Origin of the sequence: Chitinophaga niabensis (assembly GCF_039545795.1) — a bacterium.
In the GTDB taxonomy this organism is placed as follows: Bacteria; Bacteroidota; Bacteroidia; order Chitinophagales; family Chitinophagaceae; genus Chitinophaga; species Chitinophaga niabensis_B.
In genome coordinates, this window is sequence record NZ_CP154260.1 from 763,109 (window position 1) to 779,302 (window position 16,194).

The 16,194-nt window shown below is 46.9% G+C and carries 11 protein-coding genes; 4 read left to right on the forward strand and 7 right to left on the reverse strand.

Features of this window, described 5'->3' with window-relative positions; genetic code table 11:
* The first annotated feature begins 3 nt into the window (after positions 1–3).
* Positions 4–999, forward strand: coding sequence for a chorismate synthase (locus tag AAHN97_RS03305; RefSeq protein WP_343306130.1), 996 nt, complete (start codon positions 4–6; stop codon positions 997–999).
* A gap of 48 nt (positions 1,000–1,047) precedes the next feature.
* Here AAHN97_RS03305 and AAHN97_RS03310 read toward each other — a convergent pair whose 3' ends face one another.
* From AAHN97_RS03310 to AAHN97_RS03320, 3 genes are read right to left on the reverse strand one after another with little or no spacing between them, the layout of a single operon-like run.
* Positions 1,048–1,776, reverse strand: coding sequence for an FKBP-type peptidyl-prolyl cis-trans isomerase (locus AAHN97_RS03310; protein ID WP_343306131.1), 729 nt, complete (start codon positions 1,774–1,776; stop codon positions 1,048–1,050).
* Positions 1,777–1,815: 39 nt separating this feature from the next.
* Positions 1,816–2,520: a hypothetical protein gene (locus AAHN97_RS03315; protein ID WP_343306132.1), complete on the reverse strand. Its 705-nt coding sequence runs from the start codon at positions 2,518–2,520 to the stop codon at positions 1,816–1,818.
* Positions 2,521–2,543: 23 nt separating this feature from the next.
* Positions 2,544–4,451, reverse strand: coding sequence for a CocE/NonD family hydrolase (locus AAHN97_RS03320; protein ID WP_343306133.1), 1,908 nt, complete (start codon positions 4,449–4,451; stop codon positions 2,544–2,546).
* A 67-nt stretch (positions 4,452–4,518) separates the two neighbouring features.
* Between AAHN97_RS03320 and AAHN97_RS03325 the strand changes: the two genes are divergently transcribed.
* Positions 4,519–5,028: a DinB family protein gene (locus AAHN97_RS03325; protein WP_343306134.1), complete on the forward strand. Its 510-nt coding sequence runs from the start codon at positions 4,519–4,521 to the stop codon at positions 5,026–5,028.
* Here the strand turns inward: AAHN97_RS03325 and AAHN97_RS03330 are convergent.
* The 3 genes from AAHN97_RS03330 to gcvP all read right to left on the reverse strand — a co-directional run bounded on the left by AAHN97_RS03330 (position 5,025) and on the right by gcvP (position 12,826).
* A complete protein-coding gene (locus tag AAHN97_RS03330; protein ID WP_343306135.1) occupies positions 5,025–6,713 on the reverse strand; it encodes a hypothetical protein in 1,689 nt (562 codons plus the stop codon). The two genes, AAHN97_RS03325 and AAHN97_RS03330, sit on opposite strands and share 4 nt — an antisense overlap.
* A gap of 84 nt (positions 6,714–6,797) precedes the next feature.
* Positions 6,798–9,626 (reverse strand): TonB-dependent receptor domain-containing protein, encoded by a 2,829-nt coding sequence (locus tag AAHN97_RS03335; RefSeq protein ID WP_343306136.1) that lies wholly within the window; start codon positions 9,624–9,626, stop codon positions 6,798–6,800.
* A 323-nt stretch (positions 9,627–9,949) separates the two neighbouring features.
* On the reverse strand, positions 9,950–12,826 hold the full coding sequence (gcvP, locus tag AAHN97_RS03340) for an aminomethyl-transferring glycine dehydrogenase (RefSeq protein WP_343306137.1): 2,877 nt from the start codon (positions 12,824–12,826) through the stop codon (positions 9,950–9,952).
* Between the two features lie 161 nt (positions 12,827–12,987).
* Here gcvP and AAHN97_RS03345 point away from each other — a divergent pair, with 161 nt between their 5' ends.
* Positions 12,988–13,479, forward strand: coding sequence for a YkgJ family cysteine cluster protein (locus AAHN97_RS03345; RefSeq protein WP_343306138.1), 492 nt, complete (start codon positions 12,988–12,990; stop codon positions 13,477–13,479).
* Here AAHN97_RS03345 and AAHN97_RS03350 read toward each other — a convergent pair whose 3' ends face one another.
* A complete protein-coding gene (locus AAHN97_RS03350; protein ID WP_343306139.1) occupies positions 13,480–14,736 on the reverse strand; it encodes an MFS transporter in 1,257 nt (418 codons plus the stop codon).
* 117 nt (positions 14,737–14,853) lie between these two features.
* Here AAHN97_RS03350 and AAHN97_RS03355 point away from each other — a divergent pair, with 117 nt between their 5' ends.
* On the forward strand, positions 14,854–16,041 hold the full coding sequence (locus tag AAHN97_RS03355; protein ID WP_343306140.1) for a PQQ-dependent sugar dehydrogenase: 1,188 nt from the start codon (positions 14,854–14,856) through the stop codon (positions 16,039–16,041).
* Positions 16,042–16,194: the final 153 nt, after the last annotated feature.

Here is a 16,194-nt window from a genome sequence, read left to right on the forward strand (position 1 = left end):
TTCATGAACAGTTTTGGTAGAATATTCAGGGTAAATGTTTTTGGCGAATCGCATGGGGAAAGCGTGGGTGTGAATATCGACGGTATACCTGCCGGTATTCCCTTGAAACAGGAAGATTTCCTGTATGACCTGGGCCGCCGTAAGGCAGGTGCAAAAGGTACCACTCCCCGCAAAGAAGATGATCTGCCATTCCTGAAATCAGGCGTGTTCAATGATCATACCACCGGTGCGCCGATCACTATTTTATTCGAGAACAATAACACCCGCAGTGCTGATTACGCCAAACTCCGCGAGTTTCCGAGGCCCGGCCATGCAGACTTTGTGGCTACACAAAAGTTTGGTGGTTTTGAGGATTACCGCGGTGGTGGTCACTTCAGCGGCCGCCTCACCCTCAACCTGGTAGCAGCCGGTGTGATCGCAAAAAAGATACTGGGAGATAAGATCCAGGTGAACGCTACTTTGAAAGAAGTAGGCGGTTTTGCCGATGCAGAAGAAGGATTGGCTGCTGCTATTGCAGCAAAAGATTCTGTAGGTGGTATCGTGGAATGTACGGTGGATGGATTGCCTATAGGATTAGGAGAGCCTTTCTTTGATTCCGTGGAGTCTAATATCGCACATGCTGCATTTGCTATTCCGGCTATTAAAGGCATTGAATTCGGTGCAGGTTTTGCTGCCGCTAAGATGAAAGGTCTTGAGCACAACGATCCTATTATTGATGCGAGTGGTAAAACAGCTACTAATAACGCAGGAGGTATTGTAGGCGGCATTACTAACGGAAACCAGCTGGTATTCCGCGTAGCCGTGAAACCTACTTCCAGCACACCTAAAGATCAGCAGACACTCAACATCACCAGCGGGGAAGTGGAAACATTTTCCGTAAAAGGCCGTCACGATCTCTGTATCGCACTCCGTGTACCCGTGGTACTGGAAGCCATCACAGCTATGGTACTGGCAGATTTTATGATGCTGGAAACAAGGATACCGAGGATAATAAAATAAGTAAATAAAAAAAGGTAAAGCGGGAGCTTTACCTTTTTTTTTATGCGTTTACTGTGCAGGAGCGGCAGGAGGTGCTGCCGGTTCTATACCAATTAATTCCACATCAAATATCAATGCGCTGCCCGGTGTGATCATTGCACCCGCCTGGCGATCGCCATAGGCGAGATCAGAAGGGATGAATAATTTCCATTTGGAACCTGTGTTCATTAACTGAAGCGCTTCCGTCCAGCCTTTAATTACACCACTTACGCCGAGTACCAATGGTTCACCGCGATCGACGGAACTATCAAAAGTTTTGCCGTCTATCAGCGTACCATGATAATGTACTTTCACTTTATCTGTCAGAACGGGTTTAGGCCCTGTTCCTGCTGTGATCACCTGGTATTGTAAACCACTGGGTAAGGTTACCACGCCTGGTTTGATTTTATTCTGCGCCAGGAATTTTTCTCCCACCGCTTTGTTTTTTGCCGCTTTTTCTGCCTTTACCTTCTGGATATGCCTGCTAACCGCTAACGTTCCCTCGTCTGCAGAAAGCACGGGTTTTTTGCCTGCATATTGATCCTGAATGGCGGTAAAAAGCAGCTTCAGGTTAAGGCTGTCCAGCCCCTGGCCTTTCAGCATTTGTGCAAGGTCATTTCCGATAGCATAACTAACGGAATCCAGCGGTGTTTTTAAGGCAGAAACCGGTGCTGCGGCAGGTTTCTTTTTCTGACTATAGGCAGTTTGCAGGGCCAGTACGCTCAGAGCGGCGATAAATAGGCATTTTCTTATTATCATATTAACAGTTATGTATATTTAGAACTGCAATATAATACATTATTCAATCCTGCTCCATATTTCGCTGATAGGATCCCCTTTAGAGCTTTTTCCGCTATGGTGCCACTGTTTGCCGGTTACTTTACCATCAAAGGACAGGCTCATGCCTACACGGCTGCTATCCCGGGAAAAGAAAGCAATGGTTTCAGTGTATTTGCCATTCTCAAAAGTGTAGGTACCGCCGCCAGTGCCAAAGAATTCTTTGGTTTCCGTATTGATGGCTGCCCACTGGAAGCGGTTGCCGGAAAGGATCTTCAATGTTTTACGGGGGCCGGGCCGCATGGGTTCAATAGTGCCGTTATTTTCCCTGCCGGTAATACGCCAGGTGCCACTCAGGGCTGCTTTGCCTTCATCCAGGCGCTGCCATTTCACGTTTTTGCCATTGCAGGTAACTGTCAGTACATCTTTAGCCAGTATGTAGGAACAGGTGTTTTTAGTGCCTACATTGCTTTTATCGGCTGTATTGAATTCAATGATCTCCTGCAGGGATTGACCATCTGCAGAAAACTGTCCGCCCAGGGTACTGATGAATTGTTTGCCGGCATGGTCGTAAACCGTTTGCATAAAATAACCGTCTTCAATGATGCGCACAGTTTGTGGTTCACTGCCGCCTGGCATCAATTGCCATGCGCCTGTAAGCGGGTTCTGTGCAAAGGACAGATGCGTTACCAGCAACAGCAGTATTGCAGGGAATAGTCGTTTCATAATGCGTATTTTTTAACGTGGTGTTATTTAATAACCGGCAAGATGATCTTGGACGGCCGTTTGTTACTATGATAGATAGTAATATCCGATTTGATGAAATCCTTGTCCGCCGCATTATAAATGTCTGTGAATTGCTGCGGATTCCTGTCCACCAGAGGGAACCATGAGCTTTGGATCTGCACCATCAACCGGTGACCTTTCTGAAAAGTATGTGCCACATCCGGTAAGGTGAATTTTACGGTAGTGGGCTCATTGGGTTTAAAAGGAACCGGTGTTTCAAGACTGTTACGGAATTTACCACGCATTACTTCTCCACGCACAAGCATCTGGTAACCGCCCATCGGATAACTTGAAGATACATATCTTGCGTGAGCTGTGGAAGCGGGAACATCGCCATAGCTGAAATTATCCGGAAAAACATCAATCACTTTCACCACAAAATCTGCATCTGTAGTATTGATGCTCACCAGCAGATCTGCTACGATGGGGCCTCCCAGGGTAAGGTCTTCTGTTAAGGTATCTGTCTGGAATACCAGTACATCAGGCCTTCTTGCAGCAAAACGCTGATCATCGTTCATATAGCTGATCGTTCTGTTGAAATGCACGTCTTCTGTATAAGGGACTGGTTTGGAAGGATCGCTGGTATAGGTACTGAAATACGTTGATCTTAAATTTTCGCTAACGGCAGGCAGGCTGAAACTCAGCCCTCCTTTCGGTTGCAGGTAAACAGGCGTCATTTTCATTTCTGCAGGCGGCCAAACCGGTAACTGTTTCCAGTTGTTTTCTCCGGTGAAGAATACAGTAGCTTCTTTGATATCCGGCACATTGCCTTTTCCTTTCAGGTAAAAATCGAAGAAAGGTATTTCGATATTTTGCTGATACCATGTAGAGGTATTGCTGCCAAAGCGCACATTCCCCATATAACTGCCATCATTGGCAGACCATTGGCCATGATACCATGGGCCCATCACTATCCTGTTATTGGTGTTTTTACTTTGTGTTTCAATAGCTTTGTAAGTATTCCAGGCGCCGAACAGGTCCTCTGCATCAAAAGTGCCGCCAACTGTCAGCATAACAGGCTTTACATCCTTCAAAAAGTTCCGCACGTTGCGGGCTTTCCAGAAGGCATCGTAAGTGGGATGTGCATACAGGTCCTTCCAGAATTTAATACTGTCTCCCATCAGTTTGGCGATGTTCTTTAAGGAGCCTGCTTCGAGATAGAATTTATAATTATCGTGCGTGGGATAAGGATATTCCGTAGGCCCAACAGTAGTTGGCTTCGGCCTTGGTTTTCCAAAGCCGGAATAAAATGAGAATGCATCGTTCAGGAAAAAGGCGCCGTTGTGATGAAAATCATCTCCTGCAAACCAGTCAGTAACGGGTGCCTGCGGACTTACAGCTTTCAATGCAGGATGCCCGCTGAGTGCTGCCATGGTGGAATAAAAGCCCGGGTAAGAAATACCGAACACACCCACATGGCCATTATTGTTTTCGATATTCTTCACCAGCCAGTCGATAGTATCATATGTATCACTGGCTTCATCAATATCTTTATTCGTTTTCTTATTTGGATTAAACGGGCGTACATCTACAAATTCCCCTTCACTCATCCAGCGGCCACGTACGTCCTGTATAACAATGATGTAACCTTCACGGAAATAATGATTGTGATACTTAAGATAAAAAGGCGGAAAGTTTTGCTCTCCATATGGCGCACAGGAATATGGCGTACGGCTCATGAGGATAGGATGTTTTTCAGCACCGCTTTTGGGCATGAAAACCGACGTGAATAATTTTACCCCGTCGCGCATGGGTATCATCACTTCTTTCTTGACATAATTTTCGCGAATCCACAGGGAATCTTCATTCACGCGCGCAACGGCGGTGCAATAAGCGAAGAGGGTTAAAAGCAGGATAGCTGTTTTTCTCATAGCAGGTAAGTTTTTCGCACCTTAAATATAAGTGATATCTTCAATTAAAATTTAAACGTACAACTATATGCCCAGACCATTGCCCCAGGAATATGGTAAATATTACCACGGCTACATCAGCCTGGTTCCTGAAGACGATCTCTCTGTATCTTTTGGTAACCAGACTGCCGGCACACTGCAGTTCCTGCAGAATATCCCCGAAGCTAAACTGAACTACGCCTATGCCCCCGGCAAATGGACGGTGAAGCAGGTATTACAGCATCTCATCGATGCGGAACGTATTTTTGTATACCGCGCCCTTCGTTTTGCACGTAAGGATGCTACGCCGCTTGCCAGCTTCGAAGAGAATGATTACGCAGATGTTGCACGGGTGGATCACCTGAACTGGGCAGATATGCTGGAGGAATTCCGTTTGGTACGCAAGGCCAGCGAATTCTTTTTCCGTTCTTTGAACGAAGAAGAACTGGGCCGCTACGGAAAAGCCAGTGGTGTGGATATTACAGTGCGGAGCTTAGGGTTCATCACCATCGGTCATGCTTTACATCACCAGAACGTATTGAAGGAACGATATTTTTAACGCAGATAAACAGAACCTGGTGGTATTTCATCAGCATGCGAAAAAGCCTGTTGATATTTAGTACGGTATACCGCCAGGTTTTTCTTTTTACGCTGTGCTTCAAGGCTCTGACATAAACCCAGTAAAGACCAGCCATTCCCCGGATTCCACACCAGGTCTTCCCTGTATATTTTTTCTGCCATGGCAGGTTTACCCAGTTGCAACAAATAAGCACCTAAAAATTGACGGGCAGGGATCATCCAGTCTTTGGGTTCTGTATAAACAAGACTGTCCTCTATCCTGATCGCATCCGTGAGACTGCTGATGGCAGCATTATTTTCCTGTTTCGCAAAAAGGATGGCTGCATGCAATATTCCCTCCGCTATGCCTGCTCCCTGCAGGGTTGAGTTAAACGGCACACGCCTCGTTTTTAACACCGGATCTTTGGCTTTTTCCTGCAGCTGCAGCAATTGTACCTGTGCAGAATCAGTTCTGCCAGTATAAACAAATGCCAGCCCTCTGGCAAAGTTGTGCAGGAGGGATGCATAAGGCCAGCTTTCATCAGGCCGTAGATCATCTTTCAGTATTTCACCCCATTTGCCCAAGCGCACCAGCATCAGCTCCGGCATCATGTAGAGGTATTGCTCATAGGTAGATGAGGAATTGGGCGAAACACTGTTCCGGCATTCCTGCGCAGTACGTTTGGCGGTGGTATACATACCGCCGCTCAGAGCACAGAAGGTTTGCACAGCGAAGTAATGAGAAGAATGACTGGCAAGGAAAATATTATCCGCAAGAGAATCATAGTATACCAGGTTTTTATCTGCCAGGTCATTGGCTTCCACCCCCTGTGCATACAAACCATTCCTTTCATACTCGTGGCTGGACATATGCACCATATGCGCTACACCCGGTAAAAGCTGCTTTAATGCTTTCGCATTAGGCAGTGCTACTTCCGGGTGGCGGGAAGCTTCTGTAAGATGGATATAATAGTGCAAAGCCCCGGGATGTTCAGGAGATGCTTTTAACAGCGATTTACAGAGCTTTACTACTTCCGGTGTCCATTCTTTCGGGCGGCCATCATTGAACCAGAAATCCCAGGGATGGATCAGCATAATGGCATCTATGTATAATGCTTTTAGATCCTGGTCTTCCGGGTACAGGGCTATGAGCTCCTTCATGCCATTGGCATACGGGATGTTTAGATGTTTTGTTTCATCATAGCGGCGGTTCATCACGGCAATCAGTTGTTTCTCTTTATCTGATGCCTGTGCAATATTTTGATTCATTAGTTGCAGTACAGCCGGCACACTCTTAGGCATGGAATAAGTATGCGCGAAATTATAGCCTGGCCCAAGGGACAGGGCCTGCCCCCAGTATGCCATTGCACATGCAGGATCAAAGCGTGCGGCTTCCTTAAAAGAAGCGGTAGCTTCCCGCAGGTGATAGCTGTAATACATATTCAGCCCCTGGTTGAAATAATACTGTGCACTGTCGTTATCTGTGGAAATACGGTAAGCATACTGTCCCCAGCCGGGAAGTGATACAATGAATTTCCCATTAGCCGCAGTATCGAAATTTTCCCTTAGGGGAGGTGCACAGCCCATACTGTCGCCTTTTGGCAGTGGCGGGGTATGTTTTGTTCCGAACAGGGAAATACCCAGCAGGAGGAGGGGGAGCGCAAGGAAGAAGAGTGAATGTTTCATGTTCACAGCTTAGATTGTTAATTTACGCTTTTATGGGAACAGGAAGAAATAAAAAAGCCCCCGGTGCACCGGAGGCTTTTTTATTTACCAGATCATGAATCCGCCACCCTGGCCCCTGCGGTTAGAGGTTTTAGGTTTCGCGCCAAACTTGCTGATATTATAAGAGAACGTGAGCATGAAATATTGCTCCACAATATTCGTCTGGTAATCATCAATGTAATAGTCGGATTGCATCCGTCTTACACTTGTATTCTGCCTTAACAGGTCATAGGCGCTCAGCTTCAGCTGTGCACTCTTATTTTTAAAGAAGTCATAAGCCAGGCCCATATTCCACAATACCACCCCTTTGCGGAAACCAGGAGAAGTACGGCTGTTATAGGTATAATTCACATCATTCTCCAGCGAGAAGTTATAAGGCCAGTACAGTGTAGCACCCACATTTGCACGATGTGTATAATAGCTGTTCTGGCTATTCGGTGGCGTTACGGAATATTTCACCGCATTGAAGCTGGGACGGTACATCATTGTTACATCCAGCAATTCTTTGTAAGAATAGGAGAAATTCAGCATCGGGGATAATGACCAGTTCATGGTAGAATTAGCACGCAGTACGGTATCTCCTTTGGCATTGCCGAGTGTGGAGAAGTTGATGTTCTTTGAACCATTTCCAAAGAACCCGCCATTGATGCGCCACTGATAATCCTTCGCCTTTTTATTCTTGCTGATGTTTAAGTTCGCATTGATACTGTAAGTACCATCCACATTGATGGCCTTTGTTTCCTGCCCGCCACCGCTCAGTATACGGGTGGCAGTAGAAATGCGGTTAAGTACCGGCATAATGCCTATCCCGGAAAAGATCCCAAACCCGGTGGGAGAGAAACGGTCAAAACCAAAACGAATGTTCTGTGAGAAAGATGGTTTCAGATCAGGATTACCCACCCTGATGTTCAGGGTATTCGCATTATCTCTTACCGGCTGCAACTGATCAATGCTTGGTTGCTGCATGTAGCCATTGTAGTTTAAAGACAGGTTGCCATTGTTCTTCAAACGGTAGGAGATGCGGGAATTGGGAGACAGGTTGGTCTGGTATTGCCGTAAAGTAGTATTGTCAGTATAAGAATGATTATCCAGCACATTCAGGTATACCGTACCGCCCAGGGTCGCATTCCACTTTTTATCTTTGCTGGAATAGATAAAGGATAATTGTGGTTGCTGGCTGGTGTTGAGGGTTCTGAAACGGTTTGTGAACAGGCTGTCCAGCTCCGTATAATCTTTTGCTCCCTCATCATAGTTGTAGGTTCTGCGATTGGATTTACTCAAATTATAGTTCCAGGCATAGGAGACATTTAACCTCCATACAGCAGACAGTGGTTCATTAAAGCTGAGCTGTACCCTGTAGTTCTCATTCTTACTATCTGAAATAGTCCGTTGATTGGTATTGGCTGTAGAGTCCACCAGCTCATTCACATAGAAATCACGGTCGGAGACTACATACGCATTTCCCTCTTGTGTATTATAGGTATTGGAAAAATTTAAACCGATACTTCTGCCTTTCTTTTTTAATTGACGGGTGAAATCGATATTGTTCTGGAAGTTATAACGGTCGCTTAAAGAGCGGTTAGTTGTTTTGTTGGTATTCACCAGTGCATTGTTTTCATCCCGGGTTGTTTCATCACCATTATTGTTCGCGCTTTGCCTTGTATAGTCAAAGCTGGGACGGATGCTTAACTGTGTTACAGAGTCCAGTTCAATATCAACACTGAAGTTCATGCGGTGATTGGTGTTGCGTCCATAACCATCTCTGATGCCGTAGATATTGTAATTATCAATGAGCCGCTGACGGTTACTGATGGAATAATTGCGGGAATTGGTATTGTTGAAGAAGTAACTGTTATTCACATTGGCTTTATCGTTCCATCTGTCGTTATAGTTATAACCCAGCGTGGAAGCTGTACGGATACCTTCCCCACCGCCACCGAAAGAAATACCATTCACTTCTATTCCACCATTGGATACCATAACAGAAGTACCGCCTCCTTTTCTTTCCGCAACAGACATCATTTCTCCCTGTGAGAACCCGATCTTATTCAGGTTATTGGAAGAGCCTAAGAAGCTGATCTGCTTTGGGCCGTTGAAATAGTTCACCATACCGCTGGCTTCAAAACGTTCATCTGTACCATAACCTGCAGATATACGGCCGAACAGTCCTTTTTTCTTATCTGCTTTCAGTGTAAGGTTGATGGTCCTGTCCTCCCCATCTTTCTGAACCCCCATTTTTGCTTCCTGTTTGGTTTTAGTGTCCATCACCTGCACCTTATCAATGATATTGGAGGGCAGGTTTTTGGTAGCCAGTTTAGGGTCGTTGGCAAAGAATTCCCTGCCATCTACTAAAATGCGGCTTACTTTCTTTCCATTCACGGTGATACCACCTTCTTCATCTATATCCACACCGGGCAGTTTCTTCAGAAGATCTTCCACAACAGCATTAGGGCGGGTTTTAAAAGCCGCTGCATTGAATTCGATAGTATCTGCACGGATGGCTACCGGCGGACGGTCTCCTTCTATCACTACGGTATTCAGGTCGCGGGTGGCAAGGGGGAGGAATACCTGACCAAGGTCGGTAGCCCGGTCTGCCGGTAAGATGCGGGAATAAGTTCTGTAACCGGTATAAGAGATCAGCAGGCGTACTGCTTTATTCTCTGGCAGGCCATTTAGCACAAAAGCCCCTTTTTTATCAGTAAGGGTATAGGTGATGAGGCTGCTGTCCTTTGGGTCCTGGACGCTTACGGACGCCATTTCCAATAGTTCTTTATTCGTAGAGTCTGCCACAGTTCCCCGTAGCGTTGATTTTTGCTGGGCAACGGAACATAGGCTGTACATGAGTAAAATGGAGGCGAGTAAACTTCGTAACATCTGGTGGATTAAATTAGGAAACTAAAATACGAACATTTCGTAGAAAAACGAATCAAATAGTTAAAACATGGATGAGCGGGTGAAAAGGAGGGGCGGAAGGAGAAACTTAACAGGTTCTAAATTATCGTCAAGAGAGATATACCCATTCTTTAGTCAAAGATAAGCCATAGATAAGCCGTATCTATAAGGGACGGCTTATCTACGGCTTATATACGGGTCATATACGGCTTATATACGGCTTATCCTATCTCAATCCAGCCATGGGAGCACAAAAAAGGCTGTTCCATGTACGGAACAGCCTTTTCAAACAGATATTGAATGTATTATGCTTCTGCGTAGGCGCTGGCCGGTTCGCAGGTGCAGATCAGGTTACGATCTCCGAAAGTATTGTTGATCCGGCTAACAGAAGGCCAGAACTTATTCTGTTTAACATACTCCAATGGGAAAGCGGCCTGCTGACGGGTGTAAGGTAATGCCCATTCATCCGCCGTGATCACAGCCTGGGTATGCGGCGCATTTTTCAGGATGTTATTGGCTTTATCAGCTTTACCTTCTTCTATTGCACGGATCTCTGCCCGGATGGCCAGGAGTGCATCGCAGAAACGGTCCAGTTCTGCTTTATCTTCACTTTCCGTAGGCTCAATCATGATAGTGCCCGCAACCGGGAAGCTCATGGTAGGTGCGTGGAAGCCATAGTCCATCAAACGTTTTGCCACATCTTCCGCTTCAACGCCGGCCGTAGCTTTAAACGGACGGAGGTCTACAATGAATTCATGTGCACAGGTACCGCTTACGCCGGTGTATAATACCTCGTAATCTTTCTCCAGTCTTGCCTTCATATAGTTAGCATTCAGGATAGCGTATTCTGTAGCCTTGCGAACACCGGTACGGCCCAGCATGCGGATGTAAGCGTAGGAGATCAGCAGGATGCTGGCGGAGCCATATGGAGCCGCTGATACAGCATGTGCCTGTTTGCTGCCGTTGTTGGTAGCCTGCAGGCTTACGTGAGATGGCAGGAAAGGTGCCAGGTGTTTAGCTACGCAGATGGGGCCCATGCCGGGACCACCACCACCATGCGGGATCGCAAATGTTTTATGCAGGTTCAGGTGGCAAACATCCGCGCCGATAAGACCGGGAGCGGTAAGGCCTACCTGTGCATTCATGTTGGCACCATCCATATAAACCTGGCCGCCGTTATCATGAATGATCTGGCAGATGTCCTTCACACTTTCTTCGTACACACCATAGGTGGAAGGGTAGGTGATCATCACACCGGCCAGGTTATCTTTATGTTGTTCTGCTTTTGCTTTCAGGTCCGCTACATCAATGTATCCGTTCTCCAGTGCTTTTACGATCACTACCTTATAACCTACCATTACTGCGCTGGCAGGGTTGGTGCCGTGTGCGGAGATAGGGATGAGGATCACATTCCTGTGTGCATCGCCACGGCTTTCGTGGTATAATTTGATGGTGAGCAGGCCGGCGTATTCACCTTGTGCGCCGGAGTTCGGTTGCAGGCTGCAGGCATCAAAAGCTGTGATCTTGCAGAGGTAATCGCTCAGTTCTTTTACGATCTGCTGGTAGCCGCCCACTTGTGCAATGGGTGCAAAGGGGTGCATTTTGCTCCAGTGGTTCCAGCTCAGGGGGATCATTTCTGAAGCAGCATTCAGCTTCATGGTGCAGGATCCCAGGGAGATCATGGAGGTGTTCAGCGAAAGGTCTTTGTTCTCGAGAGATTTGATGTAACGCATCATTTCTGTTTCGCTGTGGTGGGTGTTAAACACCGGGTGCAGCAAATAACTGGAAGTACGTTGCTGGGAAGCCGGGATGCCGGTAGCGGCTTTTTCCACTTCTGCTTCCGTTACTTTTCCTGCGCCGAATACAGCGAGGATGTCATTCACTTCGTCTACGTTAGTCGTTTCGTCCAGGGAGATGCCTACCTGGGTATTATTGATAGTGCGGAAGTTGATGCCGGCTGCCTGTGCTTTGGATAAAGTGGCTGCAGCATCTGCTACTTCTACGGTAATGGTATCGAAATGACTGCCGTTGCGCAGTTTCAGTCCGGCTGCCTGTAATTTGGCGGCCAGTGATGCGGTGAGCAGGGATGTTTTCAGGGCAATGTTCTGCAGGCCTTTCGGTCCGTGATATACGGCGTACATCGCAGCCATATTAGCCAGTAATGCCTGGGCAGTACAGATATTGGAAGTTGCTTTTTCACGTTTGATGTGCTGCTCGCGGGTTTGCAGCGCCATGCGTAAAGCGCGCTGGTTCTGTGCATCTATGCTCACACCAATGATACGGCCGGGGATGGCACGTTTGAATTCATCTTTGGTAGCAAAGAAAGCAGCGTGCGGGCCGCCGAATCCTAATGGAACGCCGAAACGTTGTGCACTGCCTACCGCAGCATCAGCACCCAGTTCACCGGGAGGGGTGATCAGGGTCAATGCCAGCAGGTCTGTTGCCATGGCCACATAAGCACCAACGGCATGCACCTTTTCAATGAACTGGCGGTGATCTGCTACCGTACCTTCTGCATTCGGGTATTGCACCAGGGCACCAAAGTAATCGCCATTGATCTCAGCAGTTGCGAAATCACCTACCACCACTTCTATTTGTAATGGGGTGGCACGCGTGATCACCACATCTATTGTTTGCGGGAATACATGTTTATCTACAAAGAATTTACCACGGGTAATATGATCATGGTCTTTGTTCAGTGCGTTGAAGAACATGGTCATTGCTTCTGCCGCTGCGGTAGCTTCATCCAGCAGGGAGGCATTGGCGATAGGCAGATCTGTAAGATCGCTCACCATGGTCTGGAAGTTGAGCAGGCTCTCCAGGCGGCCCTGGGAGATCTCAGCCTGGTAAGGCGTATATTGGGTATACCATCCCGGATTCTCAAAAATATTACGCAGGATCACACTGGGGGTGATGGTATCGTAATAACCCTGTCCGATATAATTTTTAAATACTTTATTCTTTAAGGAGATGTCTTTCAGCTGACTCAGGTAAGCAAATTCGCTGATCGCTTCCGGAATATCCAGGTCACTTTTCATGCGGATAGCCGCCGGTACAGTTTTGTTGATCAATTCGTCTAAAGTGCTGATGCCTATCTTGCCGAGCATTTCAGTTGTCTCTGCATCATTGGGGCCTATGTGGCGACCAATAAATTCATTCTTGAACGTATTCAAAAGATTCATGATGTAAGCAGGTATTTAAAGAAAAGAATGCGCAAAGCTATGATGTTTTTAAGCAACAGCCAAACAGCTGGCAATAGCGGGAAGATGCGCTGATATAAGTCGCTGAAATGCTGCTGTATTTGTCATGGAATTTTCATCTACTTTTGCATAAAATCGTCAGGATGTCCGAGTTACTCTCCGAATGGGAGAAAAGATCGAAAGAAAATCAGAAGTCTTACAAACAGCTGTTGCTGAAGATGCAGACCAAGAAGGGAAAGGAAACTTTGCGCCAGTTGCCGGACCTTCATGACGAAGCTTTTTCAAAGATCGACTGCCTGCAATGCGCCGGATGTTGTAAAAGCATCAGCCCCCGGTTTAAAACACCGGATATCAAGCGGGTGTCCAAACACCTGGGTTTAAGGGAATCCGTTTTTATAGACACTTATCTTAGATTGGATGAGGATGGGGACTATGTGGTGAAAAAAAGCCCCTGTGCCTTCCTGGGCGCGGATAATTATTGCTCCATCTATGATATCAGGCCAAATGACTGCCGTAATTATCCTTATACGGACAGTGAGGAATTCTTCAAAAGGCCCAATACCACTATGCTCAATTCCGTGATCTGCCCGGCTGTATATTACGTACTGGAAAGGTTGAAAACGATCGTGAAATAATCAGGCTTTCAGTTCCAGCTTCCGCATGGCGGGAGAGATAATATAGGTGGTGATCACTACCCCCAGGGTCATGCATCCGCCAAATACCACGGAGGTCACTGTACCCATTAGTTTAGCGGCTACCCCGCTTTCAAAGGAACCCAGTTCGTTGGAGGAACCCACGAATATGGAACTTACGGAAGATACCCTGCCCCGCATATCATCCGGGGTTTTCAGCTGCAGGATGGTTTGCCGGATGATCACGCTAACGCCATCCAGGACCCCGCTCATGAACAAAGCTGCGAGGGAGAGCACAAAATTCTTAGACAAGCCGAATATAATGATACACAGTCCGAAGCCGAAAACGGAAGCCAGCAGTTTGATACCCGGTTTGGTGACAATGGGTTTGTAGGCCAGTGTGAAAAGGATCAGAAATGAACCCACTGCAGGAGCAGCCCGCATCATCCCGAAGCCCTGTGGCCCTACATGGAGGATATCATTGGCATAAATGGTGATCATGGCCACGGAGCCGCCGAACAGTACGGCAAACATATCCAGGGCCATGGCATTAAGCAGCACCTTGGTTTTCCAGACGAAACGCAGGCCCGAAGTGAGCCGCTGTTTAACCGTTTCGCCAATTTCTTTATAGTAAATGGGTTTAGGTGCAATCTGAAGAATGCAGAAGAGGGCCAACAGTACAAAGGCCAGTACCAGCAACATAGACCAGTGAACGCCAATCCAGGCAATACACAGCCCACCCAGCGCGGGGCCGGCAATGGCGCCTATCTGCCAGGCGGATGTGCTCCAGGTGGTAGCATTGGTATATAACTCACGGGGAACCAGTACAGAAAGGAGTGTGAAGTTGGAGGGGCTGGTAAAGGCCCGGACGATACCCCCGCAGAACACCAGGAAGTAGATCAGGCCCAGGACCATGTTTTTGGGTACGCCGGCCATCACATAATCCCAAGTGAGGAAGAACAGGCCGGTGCCAATGAACAGGTAGCCGAAAATGCATCTCAGCACCATCCCTCTTTTTTCCTTCTTATCTACAATATTGCCCGCAAACAGCGCCAGGCAAAAGGCGGGCACAAATTCCGCCAGGCCTATCAGGCCCAGGTTCAGCGGGTCGTTTGTAAGTATATACACCTTCCATTCAATAATGGCAAACTGCATGGCCAGCGCAAAGATCAGCGCAAAACGGATAACAAGGAAGAACTTAAATTCTCTGAATCGCAGCGATGCGTACGGATCGTTTCTGTTAGTTATAGCGTCGTCCAATCTGTTAGTTTTTAAGGCTGATCAAAAGTAAAACATATCACCGATCCCCGCTAATCAACTTTTTATCATTTGTATGGAGCAGATGATTATTTTTAGCTCCTTAAAATTCCAAATCGTATGAAGCTAGTTCGTTTATTATTGCTGGGTGCCCTGTTACCCTTTTCGCAAGGCTATACGCAAACACAGAAAGTTAAACTGCAACTGATCACAGACAAAGTAGCGTCCCCCGTAACCATGGCTGTTCCGGGAGATGGCACCAACCGCCAGTTCATTGTACAGAAAGAAGGTAAAGTATGGGTAATTCAGAATGGTAAATTGCTCCCCACACCCTTTATTGATGTAAGTTCGGATATGGTGAAAGTAAATCCGGCTTATGACGAACGTGGCCTGCTGGGGATGGCTTTTCACCCGCAATACAAGTCCAACGGCAAATTCTACCTGTATTACAGCGCGCCGGTGGCTAATCCTGCAAAGGGCCTGAACCATAAAACCGTGATCGCTGAATTCAAAGCAGCTAAATCTTTCGATAATACAGCCAGCTTCAGCACTAAAAGGCTGATCCTGGAATACAACCAGCCGGAATCCAACCATAATGGCGGTGATATTATGTTCGGCGCCGATGGATATCTTTATATTTCTTCCGGCGATGGCGGCGGTGGTGGTGATAAACATGGCACTATCGGGAACGGGCAGGACCTGGGTAACCTGCTGGGGAAGATACTCCGCATAGATGTGAATGGCAGCCCTTACCGGATCCCTAAGGACAATCCTTTTGTAGCAAAAGAAGGAGCAAAGGGTGAAATATGGGCATATGGCCTGCGTAACGCATGGCGTTTTTCATTTGATAAACCTACTGGCAGGCTGTTTGCAGGAGATGTAGGGCAGAATAAGTATGAAGAAGTGGATATTATTGTAAGAGGCGGTAACTACGGCTGGCGCATCATGGAAGGGTATCATGATTTCAATGTACCTGCAGGTGCTGATAAAAAAAGCCTGATAGAACCTATTCATGAATATGACCATGACCTGGGTATCAGCATTGCCGGTGGTTACATTTACCGTGGTAAAGCCATTCCGGCCTTGGCAGGTAAATATGTGTTCGGGGATTACAATGGTAAAACCTGGATACTGTCCCAAAAAGGCAACAAATGGGAGCGTTCTGACCTCGAAATTGAAAACAAACCTCAGGGTAACGTACAGTTGCTGAGCTGGGGGCAGGATCAGGCAGGTGAACTCTACATGCTTGTTACTATTCCAGGTGCCGGTGGTGCGGTTACGCCCGGTGTTTATAAACTCGTAAAGTAAATTTGATCCACGAATTATCTATTACGAATTACGAGTGGTGAATTGAGCCATATTAGCGGTAATTTGTAATTGTTTTACGCATCATATTTACAACTTTTTGGATAGTAATATTTTGTTAAAACGCCTTGCACCCCTTATGGGGCTGCGCGAATA